Source organism: Vibrio sp. 2033 (assembly GCF_033339735.1).
The window spans coordinates 1-19,690 of record NZ_JAWOVC010000022.1 but is presented as its reverse complement, the minus strand read 5'-3'; the positions used below and the strand labels follow the sequence as shown (position 1 = coordinate 19,690).

The window sequence follows — 19,690 nt, the reverse complement described above, 5'->3', positions numbered from 1 at the left end:
AATTAAGGCCGATTATGATGAGTGATAGCCCGAAAAAACTGGGGCGCAGTGATTGGAACGATTACATGGATAAAGTGAAGGCTCGAGACAAAGATGCGTTCGCTTTTGTATTCCGTTTTTACGCACCCAAGCTGAAGCAATTCGCTTACAAACATGTTGGTAATGAGCAAGTTGCTATGGAGATGGTGCAAGAGACCATGGCGACAGTTTGGCAGAAAGCGCACCTCTATGATGGTGAAAAGAGCGCGTTATCGACTTGGATATATACCATAATCCGAAACCTTTGTTTTGATTTGCTGAGAAAACAGAAAGGTAAGGAATTACACATTCATTCTGATGACATTTGGCCGTCAGAGTATTATCCACCTGATCTTGTTGATCACTATTCACCAGAACAAGATATGTTGAAAGAACAGGTGGTTAAGTTTTTAGATATATTACCGAAAAACCAGAGAGATGTTTTACAAGCGGTATATCTTGAAGAGCTACCTCATCAACAGGTCGCGGAATTATTTGATATACCCCTCGGTACTGTAAAATCCAGGCTGAGGCTTGCAGTAGAAAAGCTAAGGCATTCAATGCATACGGAGCAACTATGAACAAACACCCAGATAACAGCTTGTTAGAAGCATACGCTTCGGGAAGCATTGATGCGGTTTCTGGTCTTGTGGTCGCAACCCATTTAGAAACATGCACCAAGTGCCGAGCTTATGTGAACCAAGTCGAAGCAAGTCAAGCGAACATCGTAAGTGACATACCTTCTGAGTATGTTTCTGAATTTGACGACATGTTTAATGACATCATCAATGCGGAGCCAGCGACTGATAATATCGTGATCCGCGACTCTGCTGCTGTTAATGTCGCAGGAAAAAGTTTCGCTCTTCCTAAAACTTTAGCGCGTTTCTCTGACCTCGTAGGGTCATGGAGAAGTTACGGAGGCAAGGTTTTTAGTGCTCAGATTGACCTAGGGGAAGACGCTCGTGTCAGCTTAATGTACATCGGGGAAGATGTGCAAATTCCTCAACATACGCACAAAGGCCTGGAGTCTACATTGATCCTGCATGGCGGATTTAGTGACGAGGATGGCCAATATGAAGAGGGCGATTTGATGATTAGAGACGCATCAGTGAAGCACAGCCCTTACACTAAGGCCGGAGAAGACTGCTTGTGTTTAACCGTATTGACTGAGCCGATGATCTTTACTCAAGGCGTGGCACGTATATTTAATATGTTTGGTAAAGGGTTATACCCATAGACCTCTTATCTTATATCTCGCAAAACAAAAACCACCGAATTCGGTGGTTTTTTATATGTTTCGTTAATGCTTGTGACGTGCTTTTTCCAATAGAGCATCAAAGTAATGTCGTAGCGAGTACAACATAATCAAGCTTGGCACGACCATGACAGCGGTAAGCACGAAGAATGTGCTCCAATCATTAAGATAATCCACTAGCTCGCCACTGAAAGAAGCAAGAGTCGTCCGTCCGAAGTTTCCTAGAGAAGCAAGCAACGCATACTGAGTTGCCGAAAATGCTTGTCCGGTTAGAATCGTCAAAAATGAAACAAAAGCGACAGTTGAGAAAGCAGTCGTAAAGTTATCGACAATAATCGTGGCTAAGTACAAGTGCTCGTTTGGGCCTACCGAAGCAATCCAAGCAAACATCAAGTTACTGGCAGACATAGCAATACCACCGATCATTAATCCACGTACAATACCAAACCTAACGTTGAACATGCTTCCGACAAAAGTAAAGAAGATGGTGGCTCCCCAACCAATCAGTTTGGAGTAATAGCCAATTTGTTCATTGCTAAAACCAATATCTTTGTAGAACGCGATCGACATCCTGCCCAAAAACGCTTCGCCAATTTTAAATAGGAAAACGAACAGCAACAGAGTAATCGCGACACGGACACCATTGCGATTAAAGAAATCAAGGAAAGGTTCCACAACAGTCACGGTAAACCAAGCTACGACTTTCGAACCAACCACTTCTTTGTGGCGTTGTTCAGCGGCAGACTGAAGTTGTTCGCGTTGAGTCTTAGGTTCACCGACTAAAATCGTAAAGACCATTAGAATGCCGACTATCACCGCCATCCCGTAATACACACCATTCCAACCGACACTGTCAGCATTAACAAACGCTAAATAACCCGGTAGTGAATAACCTGTCCACCAGCCAATGACCGCCATTGCAGAAGCTTGAGGCAGTTTAGACTCTTCTGACTTTGGGAAAGTATCAATACGAAAAGCATCAATTGCGATGTCTTGTGTCGCTGAAGCCGTTGCAATACACAAGGCGAGTAGTGACGCAAACACCAAGTTTTCCGCTGGATTAACACCGGCAATAAATAGGGTAGCGACGAGTACGATACTTTGACAAAAGAAAATCCAGCTACGTCTTTGCCCCAGCAGTCTAAAGAGGACTGGCAGCTTCACGCGGTCAACCAGAGGTGCCCACAGAAAGTTGATCGCATAGACCGCAAAAACGCTACCAAAATAGCCAATTGCGGAGAGGGTCAAGCCGGCATCTTTTAGCCAACCTGACATGTTTGAACCGATAAGAACCCACGGAAAGCCGCTAGAGCAGCCCAGCATGAAAACCCACATGAGTCGTTTATCGAGGTAACTTTTTACCGTTTCCAACCAAGTGATGGAAGGTAATGAAGACATAAATCAATCCAATAAAATGAAGCCGTTGAAAGAGAAAGCCCTTCGATTATTCAAAGGGCTTATCGTTTTGGCTATTTAAGTAGTGTAGCTTTGGTGATGACGATTTGCGTCTCTGGTACATCACGCATTCGGCCTACCGTCGTGGTCGGCTGCTGAGCCATTTTCTGGATAACGTCGAACCCCTCAGTAACCTCACCAAATACAGCATAACCTGGTGGTCGAGCGCCATAGTTGAGAAAGTCATTGTCGACTAAGTTGACGAAAAACTGACGAGTTGCAGAGTTTGGTGCATTGGTTCGTGCCATGGCGATGGTAGCACGGTCATTGTTTAGACCATTATTTCCTTCGTTTTTGATTGGCGCGTATGTTTTCACCATCTGCATATCTTGGTTAAAGCCGCCACCTTGTGCCATGAAGCCTGGGATAATACGATGAAAAATAGTACCCTCGTAGCTCCCATCTTCTACATATTTTAGAAAATTAGCGACAGTGATAGGTGCTTTCTCTTCGTTTAACTCAACCGTAAATGAACCAAGTGTCGTTTCAAACGCTACTTTTGGTCCAGCCCAAACGCTGCAGCTGAGTAGTGCTAAGGACAGAATCGCTTTGCGTAACATTAGAAACGCTCCTGCATGTACTGACGAAGCTCAGGGTCATTGGCAATCTCTTTAAGCGTCAATGTCACCACATCATTCAATGTCTCTTCAATATCGGCATCAGAAGCACTCAATGTGCCAGATCGCTTTGCTGTACCTGTATAAGTTTTGACTAGCTTGCCCTCAGGTGTCTCTGCTGTGATTTCCAGCACAACTTTAGCATCCATCTCATTTTCCATCACCGAATGCTTCACGTTGACCAACGCTTCTTGAACGCTCAATTCAATCGCGTTGTTGCTGTTTAGATCCGCATGGAAACCTTGAGATGAGAATTGCTTCTCTAATGCTTCTTCTAACGCAATACGTAAATTCTGTTTAGCATGAAGAGGAAGAATGTTCGAACGGCCGTTATCCACCAACGCCACGTACTGCGCTGCACGTACATCTTTGCTGGTCAAACTGTAAGTCTTGCCTTGAACAATTGGATTGGTGCTCAATGTGCTTTCTGGCATCAGGTTCAGCTGAGGTTGTTGAGGGGCTGAACACGCAGCAAGCAACGCAACCGAAGCCGCAAGTACCAATTTTCTCATTTTATTATTCCTTTTAACTATTTTGCTAAAGCTTATTTTGCGCTTAATTTAGCAGGATTTTTTGTAGCCTGTAAAATCACAAACTTATTGTTGGAAGCGATAAGTTTCACATTTTTATCGCCAAACAGACGTTTGAGTTTTGCGTCGTACCCGAGGTGACGATTTCCGATAACCAGTAAACGGCCATTTTCACTTAATACTTGTTTAGCATCGCAGAACATTTGCCAAGCAATATGATCGGTGATTGCCTGTTGTTGATGAAACGGTGGATTACACATAACCATAGAGCTGCTGCTGTGTTTAAAACCGTCCAAGCAATTGTTCGCTATGCACTGTATGTCTCTATTTTCACCAAGGTTGTCGCGTAGGTTCTGTTTTGCCGACTCAAGCGCCATAAAGCTTTCATCAACACATGTTAGCCGAGCATTTGGATTCAACTGACCAAATTTAACAGACAGAACACCATTGCCGCAGCCGAGGTCGATGACATTGTCTATTGAAGGGTCTTGAGGCAGGTGCTGCAGCATAAAGCGTGCACCTAAATCTAAACTTTCTCCTGAATAGACATTTGGCATGTTCTTGAGTTCGATATCTTCGCCATCAACGCGCCAAGTCGTGAAAGGCATTACTTCAATCGTAGGCTCAACTGTTGCTTGAGAAAACACCAATCTGTGCTTTTTCCAGGCCAAAGATGTTTTTGTTTCGCCTAAGTATTTTTCAAACAGTTTTAGCGTCGAAGTATGAATGTCTTTCGCTTTATTGACTGCAATGACGGGGCAGGAAGCCGGTAGCGCCTTTCTTAATTGGCTTAGTATCCACACTAGATGGCGGTTACTTTTGGGCAGTTGCAGCAAGACGAGATCAATATTGGCAGGAACGAGGTCCATCGTGGTGGCAAACGCTACTTTATTGCACTGGTTTTGCTCGAGATTTTGCTGTGCACCTTTATGTGAGATGAATGAATCACTCATTAGCGTTACATGGTGCTTTTCCGAAAACCAGCAGGAGAGGGCACCAAAGCTGTCATTAATCACGAGGATGTTTTGATTGTCTGGCAAAGCAAGCTCTTCAACATGATTAATAAGATACTCATCACCGGCATCCCACGCTTGTAGCGTTTCGTTACTACGTTTTGGGAAACGATGAAGTGTTAAGCTTCGCTCGTGAAGGTTCAGTTCGGTTTTCATAGCTAAATGTAAGTTGATTTAGAAATTAAGTGTTATTGTCGCAAATGATGACGTGTCGAGATACAAAAAGCTGTCAAATTTTACGAGTTCAGTGATGGCTGCTCTTTAGACATGTTCGTGGAGTCAAGCGCCTTGAGACAATATGTCTACAAAGTGCGTCAATAATGAGAGTGACGTTTGAGTGATGCATGTCTGCTTTACTTAGGTATATACTTATGGAATTCGCATCAATGAGGAACGAATATGATCCAAGAAATCATAGAGAAGAAACTACACAGTGAGCTGCAACCCAGCTATCTCAAAGTCATTAATGAGAGCTACATGCATAATGTGCCACCAGGCTCAGAGAGTCATTTCAAAGTGATTGTTGTGAGTGATTCGTTCGCGGGACAGCGTTTGATTGGGCGCCATCGTCAAGTTCATCAAATTTTGGCAGATGAACTGGACAACCACATTCATGCATTAGCTATTCATACATATACTGATGAAGAGTGGAAGCGTGAACAAGATGGCGCCCCTGATAGCCCGATGTGTATGGGTGGTGGTCACTAAAAACGCAAGATATAAAGGTGCAGAGAAAGGTGGCTTAAGGCCATCTTTTTTCGTTTTACATTCTTTAGGGACGTTAACGTGGCACAAATTCTGGTTAAAAAATGTGTTAACAGTGTTTCAACAAATGAATGGAAATTGCAGAATATTTCAGGCGATGAATATCACTTTTCCATAAGATATGTATGGAATATGGCATTTGTGCGATGGGTCAAAGTTATGACTATTCTTTGACCTTTTAGACCTGATTCTACCGAAATAACCCCTCTATTCTAATGATTGATCATGGCATCAAGTTCCTAAAAAATGCTAGACTACGGCACCTGATAAATCTCGCGTATTCCTTGTGACGAGATTTTTAATAGGATGTTGCGATTTTGATGTTTAAAACAACATCAAAACCGGACACTGATGTCGTGTCTAAAAGTTACGCAATCAAAAGAATCTTTTTCCCGATAAAAGTAGTGCAAGTGCGTATGATTACAATAAAGAAGGGCTTGGATCTTCCTATCGCAGGAACTCCATCCCAGGTGATTAATGATGGTAAGACCATCAAAAAAGTCGCCTTGCTTGGCGAAGAGTACGTTGGCATGCGACCTACCATGCATGTCCGCGTTGGTGATGAAGTGAAAAAAGCGCAAGTTCTTTTTGAAGATAAAAAGAACCCAGGCGTGAAATTTACTGCACCAGCAGCCGGTAAAGTGATCGAAGTTAACCGTGGCGCTAAACGTGTCCTTCAATCTGTAGTGATTGAAGTGGCAGGTGAAGAGCAGGTGACATTTGATAAGTTCGAAGCCGCTCAACTTTCAGGTCTAGATCGTGAAGTGATCAAGACTCAGTTGGTTGACTCTGGCTTATGGACCGCTTTACGTACTCGTCCGTTTAGCAAGGTTCCTGCAATCGAGTCTTCTACTAAGGCTATTTTCGTAACTGCAATGGATACTAATCCACTAGCAGCTAAGCCTGAGTTGATCATTAATGAGCAACAAGAAGCATTCATTGCTGGTCTAGACATTCTTTCAGCCCTGACAGAAGGCAAGGTTTACGTATGTAAATCTGGCACTAGCCTGCCACGCTCTTCACAGTCTAACGTAGAAGAACACGTCTTCGATGGCCCTCACCCAGCAGGTCTTGCTGGCACCCACATGCATTTCCTATACCCAGTAAATGCAGAGAATGTGGCATGGAGCATCAACTACCAAGACGTTATCGCGTTCGGTAAGCTGTTCCTAACTGGTGAGCTATGCACAGATCGTGTTGTGTCTCTAGCTGGCCCAGTTGTGAATAACCCTCGTCTAGTTCGTACCGTAATGGGTGCAAGCTTAGATGACCTAACAGATAACGAGCTGATGCCTGGCGAAGTTCGTGTGATCTCTGGTTCAGTACTAACAGGTACACATGCAACTGGTCCACACGCATACCTTGGCCGTTACCATCAACAGGTTTCTGTATTACGTGAAGGCCGTGAAAAAGAACTATTTGGCTGGGCAATGCCTGGTAAGAATAAGTTCTCGGTAACTCGCTCTTTCCTTGGTCACGTATTCAAAGGTCAGTTGTTCAATATGACAACGACGACCAATGGTAGTGATCGTTCAATGGTTCCAATTGGCAACTACGAACGCGTAATGCCTCTAGATATGGAGCCTACTTTGCTGCTTCGTGATCTATGTGCCGGCGACACAGACAGTGCTCAAGCACTGGGTGCGCTTGAACTGGATGAAGAAGATCTAGCATTGTGTACCTTTGTATGTCCAGGTAAGTACGAGTACGGTACGTTACTTCGTGAATGCCTAGATACTATCGAGAAGGAAGGGTAATTTTCATGGCTCTTAAAAAGTTTCTTGAAGACATCGAGCATCATTTTGAGCCTGGTGGCAAACACGAAAAATGGTTTGCCCTGTACGAAGCTGTAGCAACAGTTTTTTACACCCCAGGTATCGTAACAAATAAAAGCTCGCACGTTCGTGATAGCGTTGACCTAAAACGTATCATGATCATGGTTTGGTTTGCGGTATTCCCAGCAATGTTCTGGGGTATGTACAACGCAGGTGGCCAAGCTATTGCAGCACTTAACCACATGTACGCTGGTGACCAACTAGCGACAGTTATCGCAGGTAACTGGCACTACTGGCTAACAGAAATGCTTGGCGGCACTATCGGTGCGGAAGCGGGTGTTGGCAGTAAGATGCTACTAGGTGCGACTTACTTCCTGCCAATCTACGCAACAGTATTTATTGTTGGTGGCTTCTGGGAAGTGTTGTTCTGTATGGTGCGTAAACACGAAGTTAACGAAGGTTTCTTTGTAACTTCTATCTTATTCGCACTTATCGTTCCACCAACGCTACCTCTATGGCAAGCGGCACTAGGTATCACATTTGGTGTTGTTGTAGCAAAAGAGATCTTCGGTGGTACAGGTCGTAACTTCCTTAACCCTGCACTTGCAGGTCGTGCATTTCTATTCTTCGCTTACCCAGCACAAATTTCGGGTGACGTAGTATGGACTGCAGCTGACGGCTTCTCTGGTGCAACTGCTCTTAGCCAATGGGCTCAAGGTGGTAACGGTGCTCTAGTTAACACAGTAACTGGCGCTCCTATCACTTGGATGGACGCGTTCATCGGTAACATCCCTGGCTCTATTGGTGAAGTATCGACTCTAGCTCTAATGATCGGTGCAGCGATGATCGTTTACATGCGAATCGCTTCATGGCGCATCATTGCGGGTGTGATGATCGGTATGATCGCAGTATCGACTCTGTTTAACGTGATCGGTTCTGACACTAATCCAATGTTTAATATGCCATGGCACTGGCACCTAGTTCTAGGTGGTTTTGCATTCGGTATGTTCTTCATGGCAACGGACCCAGTATCAGCGTCATTTACTAGCAAAGGTAAATGGTGGTACGGCATCCTGATTGGTGCAATGTGTGTGATGATCCGTGTAGTTAACCCAGCGTACCCAGAAGGTATGATGCTGGCGATTCTATTCGCGAACCTATTCGCACCTCTGTTCGACCATGTAGTGATTGAGAAGAACATCAAGCGGAGACTAGCACGCTATGGCAAGTAATAACGACAGCATTAAAAAGACGCTGGGTGTTGTTATCGGGTTGAGCCTTGTTTGTTCAATCATCGTATCAACAGCAGCAGTAGGTCTGCGTGATAAGCAAAAAGCTAACGCTGTCCTAGATAAGCAATCAAAGATCGTTGAAGTTGCAGGCATTGACGCAAACGGTAAGAAAGTACCAGAGCTATTTGCTGAGTACATCGAACCTCGTCTAGTAGACCTTGAAACAGGTAACTTTACTGAGGGTAATGCATCTACGTACGATCAACGTGAAGCATCAAAAGATGCAGAACGTTCAATCGCATTGACACCAGAAGAAGATGTAGCTGATATCCGTCGTCGCGCGAATACAGCAGTGGTGTACCTTGTAAAAGATCAAGATGAAGTCCAAAAAGTTATCCTGCCTATGCACGGTAAAGGACTATGGTCGATGATGTATGCCTTTGTAGCCGTTGAAACTGATGGTAACACTGTGTCTGCTATTACTTACTACGAGCAAGGTGAAACTCCTGGACTTGGTGGTGAAGTAGAGAACCCTTCATGGCGCGATCAATTCATTGGCAAGAAATTGTACAATGAAGATCACCAGCCAGCGATTAAGGTCGTGAAAGGCGGCGCACCGCAAGGTTCTGAGCACGGTGTTGATGGCCTATCAGGAGCGACGCTCACTAGTAATGGTGTTCAACACACATTTGACTTCTGGTTAGGTGATATGGGCTTTGGTCCTTTCCTAGCAAAAGTTCGTGACGGAGAACTTAACTAATGTCTAGTGCACAAAACGTTAAAAAGAGCATCCTAGCGCCAGTGTTGGATAACAACCCAATCGCGCTACAAGTTCTTGGTGTATGTTCTGCTCTTGCAGTAACAACTAAACTAGAAACAGCTTTTGTAATGACACTAGCGGTAACATTTGTAACTGCGTTGTCTAACTTCTCTGTTTCATTGATCCGTAACCACATTCCTAACAGTGTGCGTATCATCGTTCAGATGGCAATCATCGCATCGTTAGTAATCGTGGTAGACCAAGTGCTAAAAGCTTACCTATACGATATCTCTAAACAGCTATCTGTATTCGTTGGTCTGATTATCACTAACTGTATCGTAATGGGTCGTGCTGAAGCATTCGCAATGAAGTCTGCGCCAGTACCATCTCTTATTGACGGTATTGGTAACGGTCTAGGTTACGGCTTCGTTCTTATCACTGTAGGTTTCTTCCGTGAGCTATTTGGCTCAGGCAAACTATTTGGTCTAGAAGTTCTACCTCTAGTGAGCAACGGTGGTTGGTACCAGCCTAACGGCCTAATGCTACTAGCACCATCAGCATTCTTCCTAATCGGCTTCCTTATCTGGGTAATCCGTATTCTGAAACCAGAACAAGTAGAAGCGAAGGAGTAAGGACGTCATGGAACATTACATTAGTCTGTTAGTTAAATCGATTTTCATCGAAAACATGGCTCTGTCTTTCTTCCTAGGTATGTGTACTTTCCTTGCCGTATCTAAGAAGGTTAAGACCTCTTTCGGCCTAGGTGTTGCAGTTGTGGTAGTTCTGACTATCGCTGTTCCTGTGAACAACCTGGTATACAACCTAGTTCTGAGAGAGAACGCGTTAGTTGAGGGCGTGGACCTTAGCTTCCTAAACTTCATCACCTTTATCGGTGTAATTGCAGCACTTGTACAGATTCTAGAGATGGTCCTAGACCGTTTCTTCCCACCTTTGTACAACGCGCTAGGCATCTTCCTACCGCTGATCACAGTAAACTGTGCAATCTTCGGTGGTGTATCTTTCATGGTACAACGTGACTACAACTTTGCTGAATCGATCGTTTACGGTTTCGGCTCTGGTGTGGGCTGGATGCTAGCAATCGTTGCTCTTGCAGGTATCCGTGAGAAGATGAAGTACTCTGACGTACCTCCAGGTCTACGTGGTCTTGGTATCACATTTATCACTGTAGGTCTTATGGCGTTAGGCTTTATGTCTTTCTCTGGTGTTCAACTGTAAGTCGGGTAAACCGCAACAATTAAGGAATAGTCAATGGACATTATTCTTGGTGTAGTGATGTTTACTCTGATCGTACTAGCACTAGTACTAGTGATTCTTTTCGCTAAGTCTAAGCTTGTACCAACAGGTGACATTACAATTTCTGTGAACGATGACCCTTCTCTGGCGATCGTTACACAACCAGGTGGTAAGCTACTGAGTGCTCTAGCAGGTGCTGGCGTATTCGTATCTTCTGCTTGTGGTGGCGGTGGCTCATGTGGTCAGTGTCGCGTAAAAGTTAAATCAGGTGGTGGCGACATCCTACCAACCGAGCTTGACCATATTACTAAAGGTGAAGCGCGTGAAGGTGAGCGTCTAGCGTGTCAGGTTGCAATGAAAACTGACATGGATATCGAGCTTCCTGAAGAAATCTTCGGCGTTAAGAAGTGGGAATGTACTGTTATCTCTAACGATAACAAAGCGACATTCATCAAAGAGCTTAAGCTACAAATTCCAGATGGCGAATCAGTACCTTTCCGTGCTGGTGGTTACATCCAGATTGAAGCTCCTGCTCACCACGTGAAATACGCAGACTACGATATTCCTGAGGAATACCGTGAAGACTGGGAGAAGTTCAACCTTTTCCGTTACGAGTCTAAAGTTAATGAAGAGACCATTCGTGCATACTCTATGGCTAACTACCCAGAAGAGCACGGTATCATCATGCTTAACGTTCGTATCGCAACTCCGCCGCCGAACAACCCAGACGTACCACCAGGCATCATGTCTTCGTACATCTGGTCTCTAAAAGAAGGCGACAAGTGTACTATTTCTGGTCCATTTGGTGAGTTCTTTGCGAAAGATACAGATGCAGAAATGGTATTCGTTGGTGGTGGTGCTGGTATGGCTCCAATGCGCTCACACATCTTCGACCAACTTAAGCGTCTGCACTCTAAGCGTAAGATGTCTTTCTGGTACGGCGCACGTTCTAAGCGTGAAATGTTCTACGTAGAAGACTTCGATATGCTACAAGCTGAGAATGACAACTTCGTATGGCACTGTGCACTGTCTGATCCACTTCCAGAAGATAACTGGGATGGTTACACTGGCTTTATTCACAACGTTCTTTACGAGAACTACCTACGTGATCACGAAGCGCCAGAAGACTGTGAATACTACATGTGTGGTCCACCTATGATGAACGCTGCTGTAATCGGCATGCTAAAAGATCTAGGTGTAGAGGATGAAAACATCCTACTAGATGACTTCGGTGGTTAATTCCTCCAAGTGATTGAATCTATGGCTAGCTCTCCAAGAGAGCTAGCCATTATTTTTTATAGACATAAAACTGATACTCAACAGTTGATATAGGTAATCGGATTGAAAGGATTGATCCTATTTCCCATATCAATTCAACAACATTGGGAGTTAACAAGTGAAAAAGTGGCTTGTTGCATTTGCTTCTCTATTGATTTTGGCTGGCTGTGAGCAGCCTGCCGATCAAATTCATTTAAGTGGCCCTACCATGGGGACTTCTTACAACATCAAGTATATCGAGCAAGATGGTATTCCAACGCCAAAAGCGATGCAGACAGAAATTGATCGCTTATTGGAAGAGGTTAATGACCAAATGTCGACCTATCGTGACGACTCAGAGTTAAGTCGTTTTAATCAGCATCAAACGAGCGAGCCATTTACAGTTTCGACACAAACTGCAACGGTAGTGAAAGAAGCAATTCGCCTTAACGGTCTTACTTTAGGTGCATTGGATGTGACGGTCGGCCCTCTAGTTAACCTGTGGGGGTTTGGTCCAGAAGCTCGTCCAGATGTAGTTCCAACCGATGAAGAACTCGCTGCTCGCAAAGCAAATACCGGTATTCACCACCTATCTGTTGATGGTAATACACTGTCCAAAGACCTTCCTAACTTGTACGTCGACCTATCGACGATTGCGAAAGGTTGGGGGGTTGACGTGGTTGCTGACTACCTTCAATCTGAAGGGGTACAGAACTTTATGGTCGAAGTTGGCGGTGAAATGCGTCTCAAAGGTGTCAATCGTGAAGGTGTGCCTTGGCGTATCGCAATTGAAAAACCGACCGTTGATGAACGTTCAATTCAAGAAATTATTGAACCAGGCGACATGGCAATTGCAACAAGTGGTGACTATCGTAATTACTTTGAGAGTAATGGTGTGAGATACTCTCATATTATTAATCCACGAACAGGCAAACCAATTCATCATAAAGTGGTGTCTGTAACGGTATTAGATAAATCGTCGATGACTGCTGATGGTCTTGCAACTGGTCTTATGGTGCTAGGTGAAGACAAAGGCATGGCAATTGCGAACGAAAATAATATTCCTGTTTTCATGATTGTGAAAACGGAAGATGGTTTTAAAGAGTTGGCTTCGGAAGCATACAAGCCATTCATGAAGAAATAACAACAGAAGTGAGCATGTTTTTATGAATACATTTCTAATTACCTTTGCTGTGTTTGTCGCGGTAATCACTGCAATGGCTGTCGGATACATTTTCCAAAAGAAAGTCGTGAAAGGTAGCTGTGGTGGCTTAGGGGCAGTTGGCATCGAAAAAGTGTGTAATTGTCCAGAACCCTGCGATGCGCGTAAAAAACGTGAAGCGCGCGAGGCTGCGCGTGCTGAGAAATTGGCTGCGTGGGAAAAAGATAGAATTGCTTAGTATTGGTTAATCGTACTAAGAAAGTGATAAAGCTCAGCGTTCTGCTGAGCTTTATTTTTAGGCAGCTAACCAAAGCTCAGATGTCCGAGAAAGAGCCCAATACCGTGTTTTGTTGTTTCTTTCTCTCATGTTACAGAGCAAGACCACACTGATAGTCATTAGGACGAAGAAATGATTTGGTTACGTCCGTTCTCTTTGGCCATGTAAAGTCGCTCATCCGCCACTTTTATTTGTTGTTCCAGCTCCCCCTCGATGTTGCTTACACCAATACTCGCGGTCACAAGAATGTTTTTGTCCAAATAAGTTATTGGCGTTTTTTCTATGCGCTGTCTCATTTGTTCTAAGCGTGTTAGAAAGCCGTCATAGTCGCCACTGGCTTGAATACAAAACTCCTCGCCACCAAGCCTAGCGACAATATCATTTGGAAAATAGATTTTTAGAATATTCGCTATCATGACTAACACTGCATCGCCGCCCTCATGTCCGTGTGTATCATTTACTTGCTTAAAGAAATCGATATCAAGCATCGCGATGTTTCTTTGAGCGTTTTCTACATGGGGTTGCTCAAACAGAAAGCGGCGGTTCCATAAGCCCGTTAGCGCATCTTGATTTGCCATTTTAAACAGTTCAGATGTTGCGTCTTTGATATCTAACAGTTGGTGAATACGGCAAAAAAATTCTTCTTGATTAAATGGCTTGTATAAAAAGTCATTGGCCCCTGCTTTTAGAAACCTAGCCGTCATGGTCTTAGAGTTACTACCCGACAAGCCGAGAATGGCTAATTGATTTTTATCCCACTTCCGACGTAATTCACGCACCATAGTAATGCCATCTTTAACGGGCATATCATGGTCGGTTAAAACGAGAGTGATATCTGGATTTTGCTCGACAAGCTCTAGGGCTTTTTGCCCATTGTCAGCTTCCAACGTCTGAATATATTGATGCTCCAAAAGTTGGGCAATGTGTCTTCTTACGGTGTGTGAATCATCAACGACTAAACATTTGTGTTGTTGATTGTTGGTTAGTCGCTTGAGGAGTGGTAATAGATAGGAAACGGACGCCATGCTGTCTTTCAAAATATAGTCGAGGACACCTTTTGCAAGCATCTTTTCGCGAGTGTCTTCTTGAAATCGAGCCGTTAAAACAATGACACGATGACCATGTTCCAAAACGAGGTCAATAATCTCGCCATCTTGAGCATCCGGTAAACAATAGTCTAAAACCGCACAGAAGAGGTCCTGTGCTGAAGATAACAAGTTCTTTGCCTCCGCGTAGCTTTCCGCTGCGATGACCTCATAACCAGCTTGGCTTATTGTTTGGCAAAGAAAGTTTTTAAATGCACGACTATCTTCAACAACCAGAATCTTATTACTCAAGCGCAGTCCCCAAAATTAATTGTTTAAAATCAATGATAACTAAAATTAAACTTATCGCCATCAAAAAACACATGTCAACCAAAAGTAGAACAACTACTCAAATGTTTGACACGCATCCGTTAACATCACATCATTATTCCTGTCTTAGTTATATAATTATGTTTAGCTAACGTAGGGAGAAAGTAGTATGGAAATGCATCAACATGGTATGGCTGAGCTATTTCAACAACTGGGCCTCGGTAGCTCTCCTCAAGAAATGAAAGATTTTATTAATCAACATCGACACAAAAGAGATTCTGCGCCTTTACATGAAGCTAGCTTTTGGACGATGTCACAGGCGAACTTTCTAAAACAAGCCATCGAAGAAGATGCAGATTGGGCCGAATTAGTCGATCAATTGGACGTAATGCTTCGAGATTGACGTTCGCTTAAACACGCCCATTTCTCTTCAGGTAGATTTGATTTATACTGTTTTTTTGAACAGTGCTTTGATGGCTATGTCAGATCGAATTAGAAAAATTATTCATGTCGATATGGATTGTTTTTATGCTGCCGTAGAGATGAGAGATAACCCCAGTTACCGTGGCATTGCACTCGCTGTTGGCGGACATGAAAAGCAGCGTGGAGTGATTAGCACCTGTAATTATGATGCGCGTAAATATGGTGTTCGCAGTGCAATGTCAACGGCGCGCGCGCTGCAACTCTGTCCTCATTTGTTGGTTGTGCCCGGTAGAATGCATGTATATAAGCAAGTCTCTCAGCAGATTCGTGCTATTTTTGAGCGTTATACGCCTATCATTGAACCTCTCTCATTGGATGAAGCATACCTCGATGTCACGGACTCGACAGCTTGCCGTGGCTCCGCTACGTTGATCGCAGAGTCAATTCGCCGCGATATCTGGAGTGAACTTGGGTTGACGGCATCGGCGGGCATTGCTCCGATAAAGTTTCTTGCCAAGGTCGCGTCAGACATGAACAAGCCCAACGGTCAATTTGTGATTCCGCCAGAGAAAGTCCAAGAGGTTATCGATAGTCTTCCGCTAGAGAACATTCCTGGTGTGGGGAAGGTGAGTCTTGAGAAGCTCCACCAAGCCGGTTTTTATCGATGTGAGGACATTAAAAACAGTGACTATCGAGAGTTGTTGAGGCAGTTTGGTCGTCAGGGTGCCTCCTTATGGCAGCGAAGCCATGGAATTGATAATCGAGAAGTCGTTGTTGAGCGCGAGAGAAAGTCCGTCGGTGTGGAAAGGACATTCAGCCAGAACATCGCAACCTATGATGAATGTTGGCAAGTGATTGAGGAGAAACTTTATCCTGAACTCGAGAAACGTTTAGAGCGTGCAAGCCCAGATAAGTCGATTATTAAACAAGGTATTAAAGTCAAATTTGCCGACTTTCAACTGACAACAATTGAGCACATCCATCCGCAATTAGAGCTTGAGGACTTCAAGATCTTGCTAAGAGATATTCTTAAACGCCAAAATGGACGGGAAATTCGCCTTTTAGGCTTGAACGTGATGCTCAAGCCCGAAGACCAAGCGCGTCAATTGAGCTTTTTTTAGGCCCTTACCGTTTCTACCTGCGTTAATACCTGCTCAAAACTTACGTTTGCCATTGCACCATAACCTGCTAGCTTTGAGGCTTTTAGCTGGCTAATCAAAGGAGTGCTGATTCCGCACAAGAAGCGAGCAACGGCATCATTACTGATGGCCGATGGGGAAAGCTGAATAAACTCCTGCGCCCATATCGATACTTGAGATTGTTCAATATCTTCAGGTTCTGGTGCTGTGAATGTGGCGACGTGACCACGACACACGGAGCAGTGACCACATTGCTTTGGTGCATCGTGATCCGCAAAGTAGTTCGCCAATTGTGAGCTCAAACAGTGCTCGGACTGGAACAAGTGCAGCATGGTGTGGATTCTTTCGATATCTTTGCTTTCTTTGGATTGGAACAGTTCAGACAGTTGTTGGATTAAAACATCCGAGCTCTGTTTGGTTGGCATAACTGAGTACACGTCCGTCAGTTGTTTGCTCTCTAGTTCTATCCAGCCGTTCTGGTGAAAATAGTCGAGCGCTGCGACAACTCGGCTGCGTTCCGATTGATAGTTCATCCATAGCGCTTCTAGATCAACTTGGCACCACACTTTGGCTTTTTGTGAGCAGGAAAAAATAGCCTCCACAAATTGACGTCGCTCGCCTTGAAATTGATTCACAATAAATTGCTGATCGTGCAAAAACTTAAACCGATATTCTGCAAAGTAACTGTACTTTGCTTCAATGACGTTATGTAGCTCCAAATAAACCAACAAGGTTTTGAGTGGCAATTGGCGGATATTACTTTCACGCGACAAACGCAGTGGCACTACCTCCCATTGTGGAGCATGTTCTTTCGCTTGCTCGACTACATAGTTAATTGACGCAAATTCTGGTGTGTCACCATAGACAAAATTCTCCAACACCGTTAAGCCGGACGTATTGCCTAGCAGAATGCACTCAGAGCGTTTCCCGTCCCTGCCTGCACGTCCAATCTCTTGTGCGTAGTTCTCGATTGATTTGGGTAAGTCGAAGTGAATGACGCGGCGAATATCAGATTTATCGACCCCCATACCAAATGCAATCGTTGCAACAATACAGTCAATTTGGCCATCCATGAACTGCTGTTGGATTTGTGCACGAACGTCGCTTTTCATGCCAGCGTGGTATGCGTGAGCGTTAATGCCAATATGGATTAATGACTTTGCTACTCGTTCTGCTGTTTGCTGCTGCGTCACGTATACGATGGTCGGAAGCTTAGGTGAAGAGGCGATGATCTCACTGAGCTGTTCTTGTTTCTTTGTTTCCTCACACGGGATCACCGATATATCCAGATTGGGGCGGTAGAAGCCTGTAACGGTAATATGTTCACTGGCAATATCGAACTTTTTTTGCATGTCTTCAATAACTGCAGGCGTTGCCGTTGCGGTGAGAAGTAAAGACTGTGGGATGTTCAGTTCACGTTGATATTGCGGTAGTTTGAGATAATCTGGACGAAAGTTATGCCCCCATTCGGAAATACAGTGCGCTTCATCAATGACCATCAAAGAAATCGGTACTTGGCGAACGAATTCACGAAAACGCTCGTTTTTTAGCCGCTCAACAGAAATCATCAAGATTTTGATTTGTCCATTCTTCACGCCAGCCATGACCTTTTGTGCTTCTTCTCTACTTTGACTGCTATCGATAGAAGCGGCAGCGATTCCTTTACTTTGTAAAAAGCTCAGTTGATCCTTCATTAACGCCAACAACGGAGAGATCACCAACGTAAGGTTGGGTAATATGGTTGCAGGTAGTTGATAACAGAGTGACTTCCCCGAGCCTGTAGGAAAGATAGCCGCAGCAGAGTAACCATTCATAACGGCTTCAATAACGGGTTGCTGACCTTGGCGTAATGAGTCAAAACCAAATACAGATTGAAGTGTTTGATGCAGCGAGTCACTTTGCATAATAGGGAAACCTTTCTTTGATGGTAAACTTGGCTACATTAACACACCCCGAATACTAAACGCGCGTCCTAAAAGTATGAACAAAGCTGACTTAGTCCAAATTATCATCCAACATCTGGAAGAAAAACTTCAAGTTGCCCATGCATCGGCTCAGCGAGCGATCGATGCCGCGACAGATGAAGAAACTGTTCCCGAGCACAAGTACGATACATTGGCACTTGAAGCCGCGTATCTTGCTCATGGACAAGCCATGCGAATCCAAGATAGTGAAGAGGAATTGCGTCAATATCGTTCTTTAGTGACTCGCGACTTTAAGAATGCGCCTGTTGGTGTTGGCGCTTACGTTGTTCTCGCAGATGAGAATTTGCTTGAAAAGCACTTCTTTGTAGGCCCTTGCTCTGGTGGTTTGACTGTTCAATATCAGGCTCAGGAAGTCTTTGTCTTAACAGCTAAATCTCCTCTGGGTCGAGCGTTGTTCGGAAAAGAAGAAGGTGATGAGGTTGACGTGAAAATAGGAGATAAAACAACTTGTTACGAAGTCGTGACGGTTTGCTGACATCTCATGTATCACTCAGTGTTATGTTTAACACGAGTAATGTTAAATAAAAGAGAATGACATGAAAAAGCTTTTTACACTCTCATTGCTGATGGTCAGTGCTACTGGTTATGCAGCGCAGTGTCGTGTGGACATCAATAATGAAGTCCGTATGGATGGGCAAAGCTTGGAAATTCGCCAAACGACAGGTGATAAAGCTGTCGTGGATGAGGATAACAACCTCTTCATCAAAGGTGAGCTAATTGAACTCAATGCCGACCAAAAAGCGGCAATTGAAGACTATCGCGAAAAAATGAACGCGTATATTCCACAAGCAAAGCAATTGGCGAGTGATGGTTTAGCGCTTGCGAATGATATTATTGATGATGTTGCGGAAAGCCTCGATGCACCTGGTGCGTTTGATAATGTAAAAGTCGCAGTAAAGGACTTTTTCGCTGATGTTGAATCACGTTACTACAAAGATGGTGATTTCATCCTGCCTGCGGAGAGTTTTGAGTCTATGACACAAGGGTGGACTGAAGACTTTGCAAAAGCACAAGAGATCTTCAATAAAGAGTTTTTAGCCAGTTCGTTGGATGCTTTATCGAAAAAAATGAAGGAAGAGGGAGGGATAAACCTCACTGCATTATCAGAGAGTATGGCTGAACTCAGCGCGAAAGTAGAAGAGCGTTTAGCCGAGCATTCGAAAGAGGTAGAGCAACAAGCAGAAGACTTGTGCGATTCGCTGGATGACATGGCAGGGCAAGAAAACGATCTGTTGAAGAAAATCCCTGAGCTAAAAGATTACCGAGTATTTACGATTTAATTACCCTTCAAAAAGTAGAACTAAATGGTATAAAGAGAGAGCACAATTGTGCTCTCTTTTCGTTTTCAGCCCTAAACCACCTACTTCAGTAGGTGGTTATCATCCGTTTCGGCTTTGCCTGTAAAACTACTCATGTTA

At 44.1% G+C, this 19,690-nt stretch carries 21 protein-coding genes; 15 read left to right on the top strand and 6 right to left on the bottom strand.

Going from position 1 to position 19,690, the window contains the following annotated elements; genetic code table 11:
- Positions 1-14: 14 nt before the first annotated feature.
- Together R7P74_RS20985 and R7P74_RS20980 are read left to right on the top strand one after the other, a co-directional pair.
- Positions 15-599, top strand: coding sequence for an RNA polymerase sigma factor (locus R7P74_RS20985; protein WP_005380255.1), 585 nt, complete (start codon positions 15-17; stop codon positions 597-599).
- Entirely contained in the window at positions 596-1,255 is a 660-nt protein-coding gene (locus R7P74_RS20980; RefSeq protein WP_005380256.1) for a ChrR family anti-sigma-E factor, read from the top strand. The genes R7P74_RS20985 and R7P74_RS20980 overlap by 4 nt, the downstream gene beginning before the upstream one ends.
- 63 nt (positions 1,256-1,318) lie before the next feature.
- Here the strand turns inward: R7P74_RS20980 and R7P74_RS20975 are convergent, their stop codons facing one another.
- The 4 genes from R7P74_RS20975 to R7P74_RS20960 form a co-directional block, all read right to left on the bottom strand.
- Positions 1,319-2,671, bottom strand: coding sequence for an AmpG family muropeptide MFS transporter (locus R7P74_RS20975; RefSeq protein ID WP_005380257.1), 1,353 nt, complete (start codon positions 2,669-2,671; stop codon positions 1,319-1,321).
- 71 nt (positions 2,672-2,742) lie between these two features.
- Positions 2,743-3,288 carry a peptidylprolyl isomerase gene (locus R7P74_RS20970; RefSeq protein WP_005380258.1) on the bottom strand — a complete coding sequence of 182 codons (546 nt, stop codon included), beginning with the start codon at positions 3,286-3,288 and terminating at the stop codon, positions 2,743-2,745.
- Positions 3,288-3,857, bottom strand: coding sequence for a YajG family lipoprotein (locus R7P74_RS20965; RefSeq protein WP_005380259.1), 570 nt, complete (start codon positions 3,855-3,857; stop codon positions 3,288-3,290). Before R7P74_RS20965 ends, R7P74_RS20970 begins: the two co-directional genes overlap by 1 nt.
- A 32-nt stretch (positions 3,858-3,889) precedes the next feature.
- A complete protein-coding gene (locus R7P74_RS20960) occupies positions 3,890-5,044 on the bottom strand; it encodes a methyltransferase (protein ID WP_005380260.1) in 1,155 nt (384 codons plus the stop codon).
- A gap of 243 nt (positions 5,045-5,287) precedes the next feature.
- On the opposite strand from R7P74_RS20960, the gene bolA reads away from it, so the two are divergent.
- The 9 genes from bolA to nqrM all read left to right on the top strand — a co-directional run bounded on the left by bolA (position 5,288) and on the right by nqrM (position 13,331).
- Complete coding sequence (gene bolA / locus R7P74_RS20955; RefSeq protein WP_005380262.1) at positions 5,288-5,596, top strand: transcriptional regulator BolA; 309 nt, start codon at positions 5,288-5,290, stop codon at positions 5,594-5,596.
- Between the two features lie 473 nt (positions 5,597-6,069).
- A complete protein-coding gene (locus R7P74_RS20950) occupies positions 6,070-7,410 on the top strand; it encodes a Na(+)-translocating NADH-quinone reductase subunit A (protein WP_005380264.1) in 1,341 nt (446 codons plus the stop codon).
- Between the two features lie 5 nt (positions 7,411-7,415).
- Positions 7,416-8,660 carry an NADH:ubiquinone reductase (Na(+)-transporting) subunit B gene (locus R7P74_RS20945; RefSeq protein WP_005380265.1) on the top strand — a complete coding sequence of 415 codons (1,245 nt, stop codon included), beginning with the start codon at positions 7,416-7,418 and terminating at the stop codon, positions 8,658-8,660.
- Complete coding sequence (locus tag R7P74_RS20940; protein WP_005380267.1) at positions 8,650-9,420, top strand: Na(+)-translocating NADH-quinone reductase subunit C; 771 nt, start codon at positions 8,650-8,652, stop codon at positions 9,418-9,420. The genes R7P74_RS20945 and R7P74_RS20940 overlap by 11 nt, the downstream gene beginning before the upstream one ends.
- Complete coding sequence (locus R7P74_RS20935; protein WP_005380269.1) at positions 9,420-10,052, top strand: NADH:ubiquinone reductase (Na(+)-transporting) subunit D; 633 nt, start codon at positions 9,420-9,422, stop codon at positions 10,050-10,052. The genes R7P74_RS20940 and R7P74_RS20935 overlap by 1 nt, the downstream gene beginning before the upstream one ends.
- 7 nt (positions 10,053-10,059) lie before the next feature.
- On the top strand, positions 10,060-10,656 hold the full coding sequence (gene nqrE, locus R7P74_RS20930; protein ID WP_005380270.1) for an NADH:ubiquinone reductase (Na(+)-transporting) subunit E: 597 nt from the start codon (positions 10,060-10,062) through the stop codon (positions 10,654-10,656).
- Positions 10,657-10,689: 33 nt separating this feature from the next.
- Entirely contained in the window at positions 10,690-11,913 is a 1,224-nt protein-coding gene (gene nqrF / locus R7P74_RS20925; protein ID WP_005380271.1) for an NADH:ubiquinone reductase (Na(+)-transporting) subunit F, read from the top strand.
- Between the two features lie 157 nt (positions 11,914-12,070).
- Positions 12,071-13,075: an FAD:protein FMN transferase gene (locus tag R7P74_RS20920; protein WP_005380272.1), complete on the top strand. Its 1,005-nt coding sequence runs from the start codon at positions 12,071-12,073 to the stop codon at positions 13,073-13,075.
- A gap of 22 nt (positions 13,076-13,097) precedes the next feature.
- The gene (gene nqrM, locus R7P74_RS20915; RefSeq protein WP_005380273.1) at positions 13,098-13,331 is read left to right on the top strand and encodes a (Na+)-NQR maturation NqrM; all 234 of its coding nucleotides are present in this window, start codon (positions 13,098-13,100) and stop codon (positions 13,329-13,331) included.
- Between the two features lie 158 nt (positions 13,332-13,489).
- On the opposite strand, the gene R7P74_RS20910 is transcribed toward nqrM, so the two are convergent.
- The gene (locus R7P74_RS20910; RefSeq protein WP_005380276.1) at positions 13,490-14,707 is read right to left on the bottom strand and encodes a response regulator; all 1,218 of its coding nucleotides are present in this window, start codon (positions 14,705-14,707) and stop codon (positions 13,490-13,492) included.
- Positions 14,708-14,894: 187 nt separating this feature from the next.
- Here R7P74_RS20910 and R7P74_RS20905 point away from each other — a divergent pair, with 187 nt between their 5' ends.
- The gene (locus tag R7P74_RS20905) at positions 14,895-15,128 is read left to right on the top strand and encodes a DUF2789 domain-containing protein (RefSeq protein WP_005380277.1); all 234 of its coding nucleotides are present in this window, start codon (positions 14,895-14,897) and stop codon (positions 15,126-15,128) included.
- Positions 15,129-15,204: 76 nt separating this feature from the next.
- Positions 15,205-16,269, top strand: coding sequence for a DNA polymerase IV (gene dinB / locus R7P74_RS20900; RefSeq protein WP_025768236.1), 1,065 nt, complete (start codon positions 15,205-15,207; stop codon positions 16,267-16,269).
- Here the strand turns inward: dinB and R7P74_RS20895 are convergent.
- A complete protein-coding gene (locus R7P74_RS20895) occupies positions 16,266-18,191 on the bottom strand; it encodes a RecQ family ATP-dependent DNA helicase (RefSeq protein WP_054577579.1) in 1,926 nt (641 codons plus the stop codon). The genes dinB and R7P74_RS20895 overlap by 4 nt on opposite strands.
- 76 nt (positions 18,192-18,267) lie before the next feature.
- On the opposite strand from R7P74_RS20895, the gene R7P74_RS20890 reads away from it, so the two are divergent.
- Entirely contained in the window at positions 18,268-18,747 is a 480-nt protein-coding gene (locus R7P74_RS20890; RefSeq protein ID WP_053349827.1) for a GreA/GreB family elongation factor, read from the top strand.
- 61 nt (positions 18,748-18,808) lie between these two features.
- Positions 18,809-19,552: a YggN family protein gene (locus R7P74_RS20885; RefSeq protein ID WP_005380283.1), complete on the top strand. Its 744-nt coding sequence runs from the start codon at positions 18,809-18,811 to the stop codon at positions 19,550-19,552.
- The last annotated feature ends 138 nt before the right edge of the window (positions 19,553-19,690 follow it).

Excerpts from the sequence above, each read along its gene's own strand:
- R7P74_RS20935 (WP_005380269.1), top strand. The coding sequence starts at position 9,420 with ATGTCTAGTGCACAAAACGTTAAAAAGAGCATCCTAGCGCCAGTGTTG.
- R7P74_RS20945 (WP_005380265.1), top strand. The coding sequence starts at position 7,416 with ATGGCTCTTAAAAAGTTTCTTGAAGACATCGAGCATCATTTTGAGCCT.
- nqrM (WP_005380273.1), top strand. The coding sequence starts at position 13,098 with ATGAATACATTTCTAATTACCTTTGCTGTGTTTGTCGCGGTAATCACT.
- R7P74_RS20985 (WP_005380255.1), top strand. The coding sequence starts at position 15 with ATGATGAGTGATAGCCCGAAAAAACTGGGGCGCAGTGATTGGAACGAT.
- R7P74_RS20885 (WP_005380283.1), top strand. The coding sequence starts at position 18,809 with ATGAAAAAGCTTTTTACACTCTCATTGCTGATGGTCAGTGCTACTGGT.
- R7P74_RS20940 (WP_005380267.1), top strand. The coding sequence starts at position 8,650 with ATGGCAAGTAATAACGACAGCATTAAAAAGACGCTGGGTGTTGTTATC.
- nqrF (WP_005380271.1), top strand. The coding sequence starts at position 10,690 with ATGGACATTATTCTTGGTGTAGTGATGTTTACTCTGATCGTACTAGCA.
- nqrE (WP_005380270.1), top strand. The coding sequence starts at position 10,060 with ATGGAACATTACATTAGTCTGTTAGTTAAATCGATTTTCATCGAAAAC.
- R7P74_RS20970 (WP_005380258.1), bottom strand. The coding sequence starts at position 3,288 with ATGTTACGCAAAGCGATTCTGTCCTTAGCACTACTCAGCTGCAGCGTT.
- R7P74_RS20975 (WP_005380257.1), bottom strand. The coding sequence starts at position 2,671 with ATGTCTTCATTACCTTCCATCACTTGGTTGGAAACGGTAAAAAGTTAC.
- R7P74_RS20980 (WP_005380256.1), top strand. The coding sequence starts at position 596 with ATGAACAAACACCCAGATAACAGCTTGTTAGAAGCATACGCTTCGGGA.
- R7P74_RS20905 (WP_005380277.1), top strand. The coding sequence starts at position 14,895 with ATGGAAATGCATCAACATGGTATGGCTGAGCTATTTCAACAACTGGGC.
- bolA (WP_005380262.1), top strand. The coding sequence starts at position 5,288 with ATGATCCAAGAAATCATAGAGAAGAAACTACACAGTGAGCTGCAACCC.
- R7P74_RS20950 (WP_005380264.1), top strand. The coding sequence starts at position 6,070 with ATGATTACAATAAAGAAGGGCTTGGATCTTCCTATCGCAGGAACTCCA.
- dinB (WP_025768236.1), top strand. The coding sequence starts at position 15,205 with ATGTCAGATCGAATTAGAAAAATTATTCATGTCGATATGGATTGTTTT.
- R7P74_RS20895 (WP_054577579.1), bottom strand. The coding sequence starts at position 18,191 with ATGCAAAGTGACTCGCTGCATCAAACACTTCAATCTGTATTTGGTTTT.
- R7P74_RS20890 (WP_053349827.1), top strand. The coding sequence starts at position 18,268 with ATGAACAAAGCTGACTTAGTCCAAATTATCATCCAACATCTGGAAGAA.
- R7P74_RS20965 (WP_005380259.1), bottom strand. The coding sequence starts at position 3,857 with ATGAGAAAATTGGTACTTGCGGCTTCGGTTGCGTTGCTTGCTGCGTGT.
- R7P74_RS20960 (WP_005380260.1), bottom strand. The coding sequence starts at position 5,044 with ATGAAAACCGAACTGAACCTTCACGAGCGAAGCTTAACACTTCATCGT.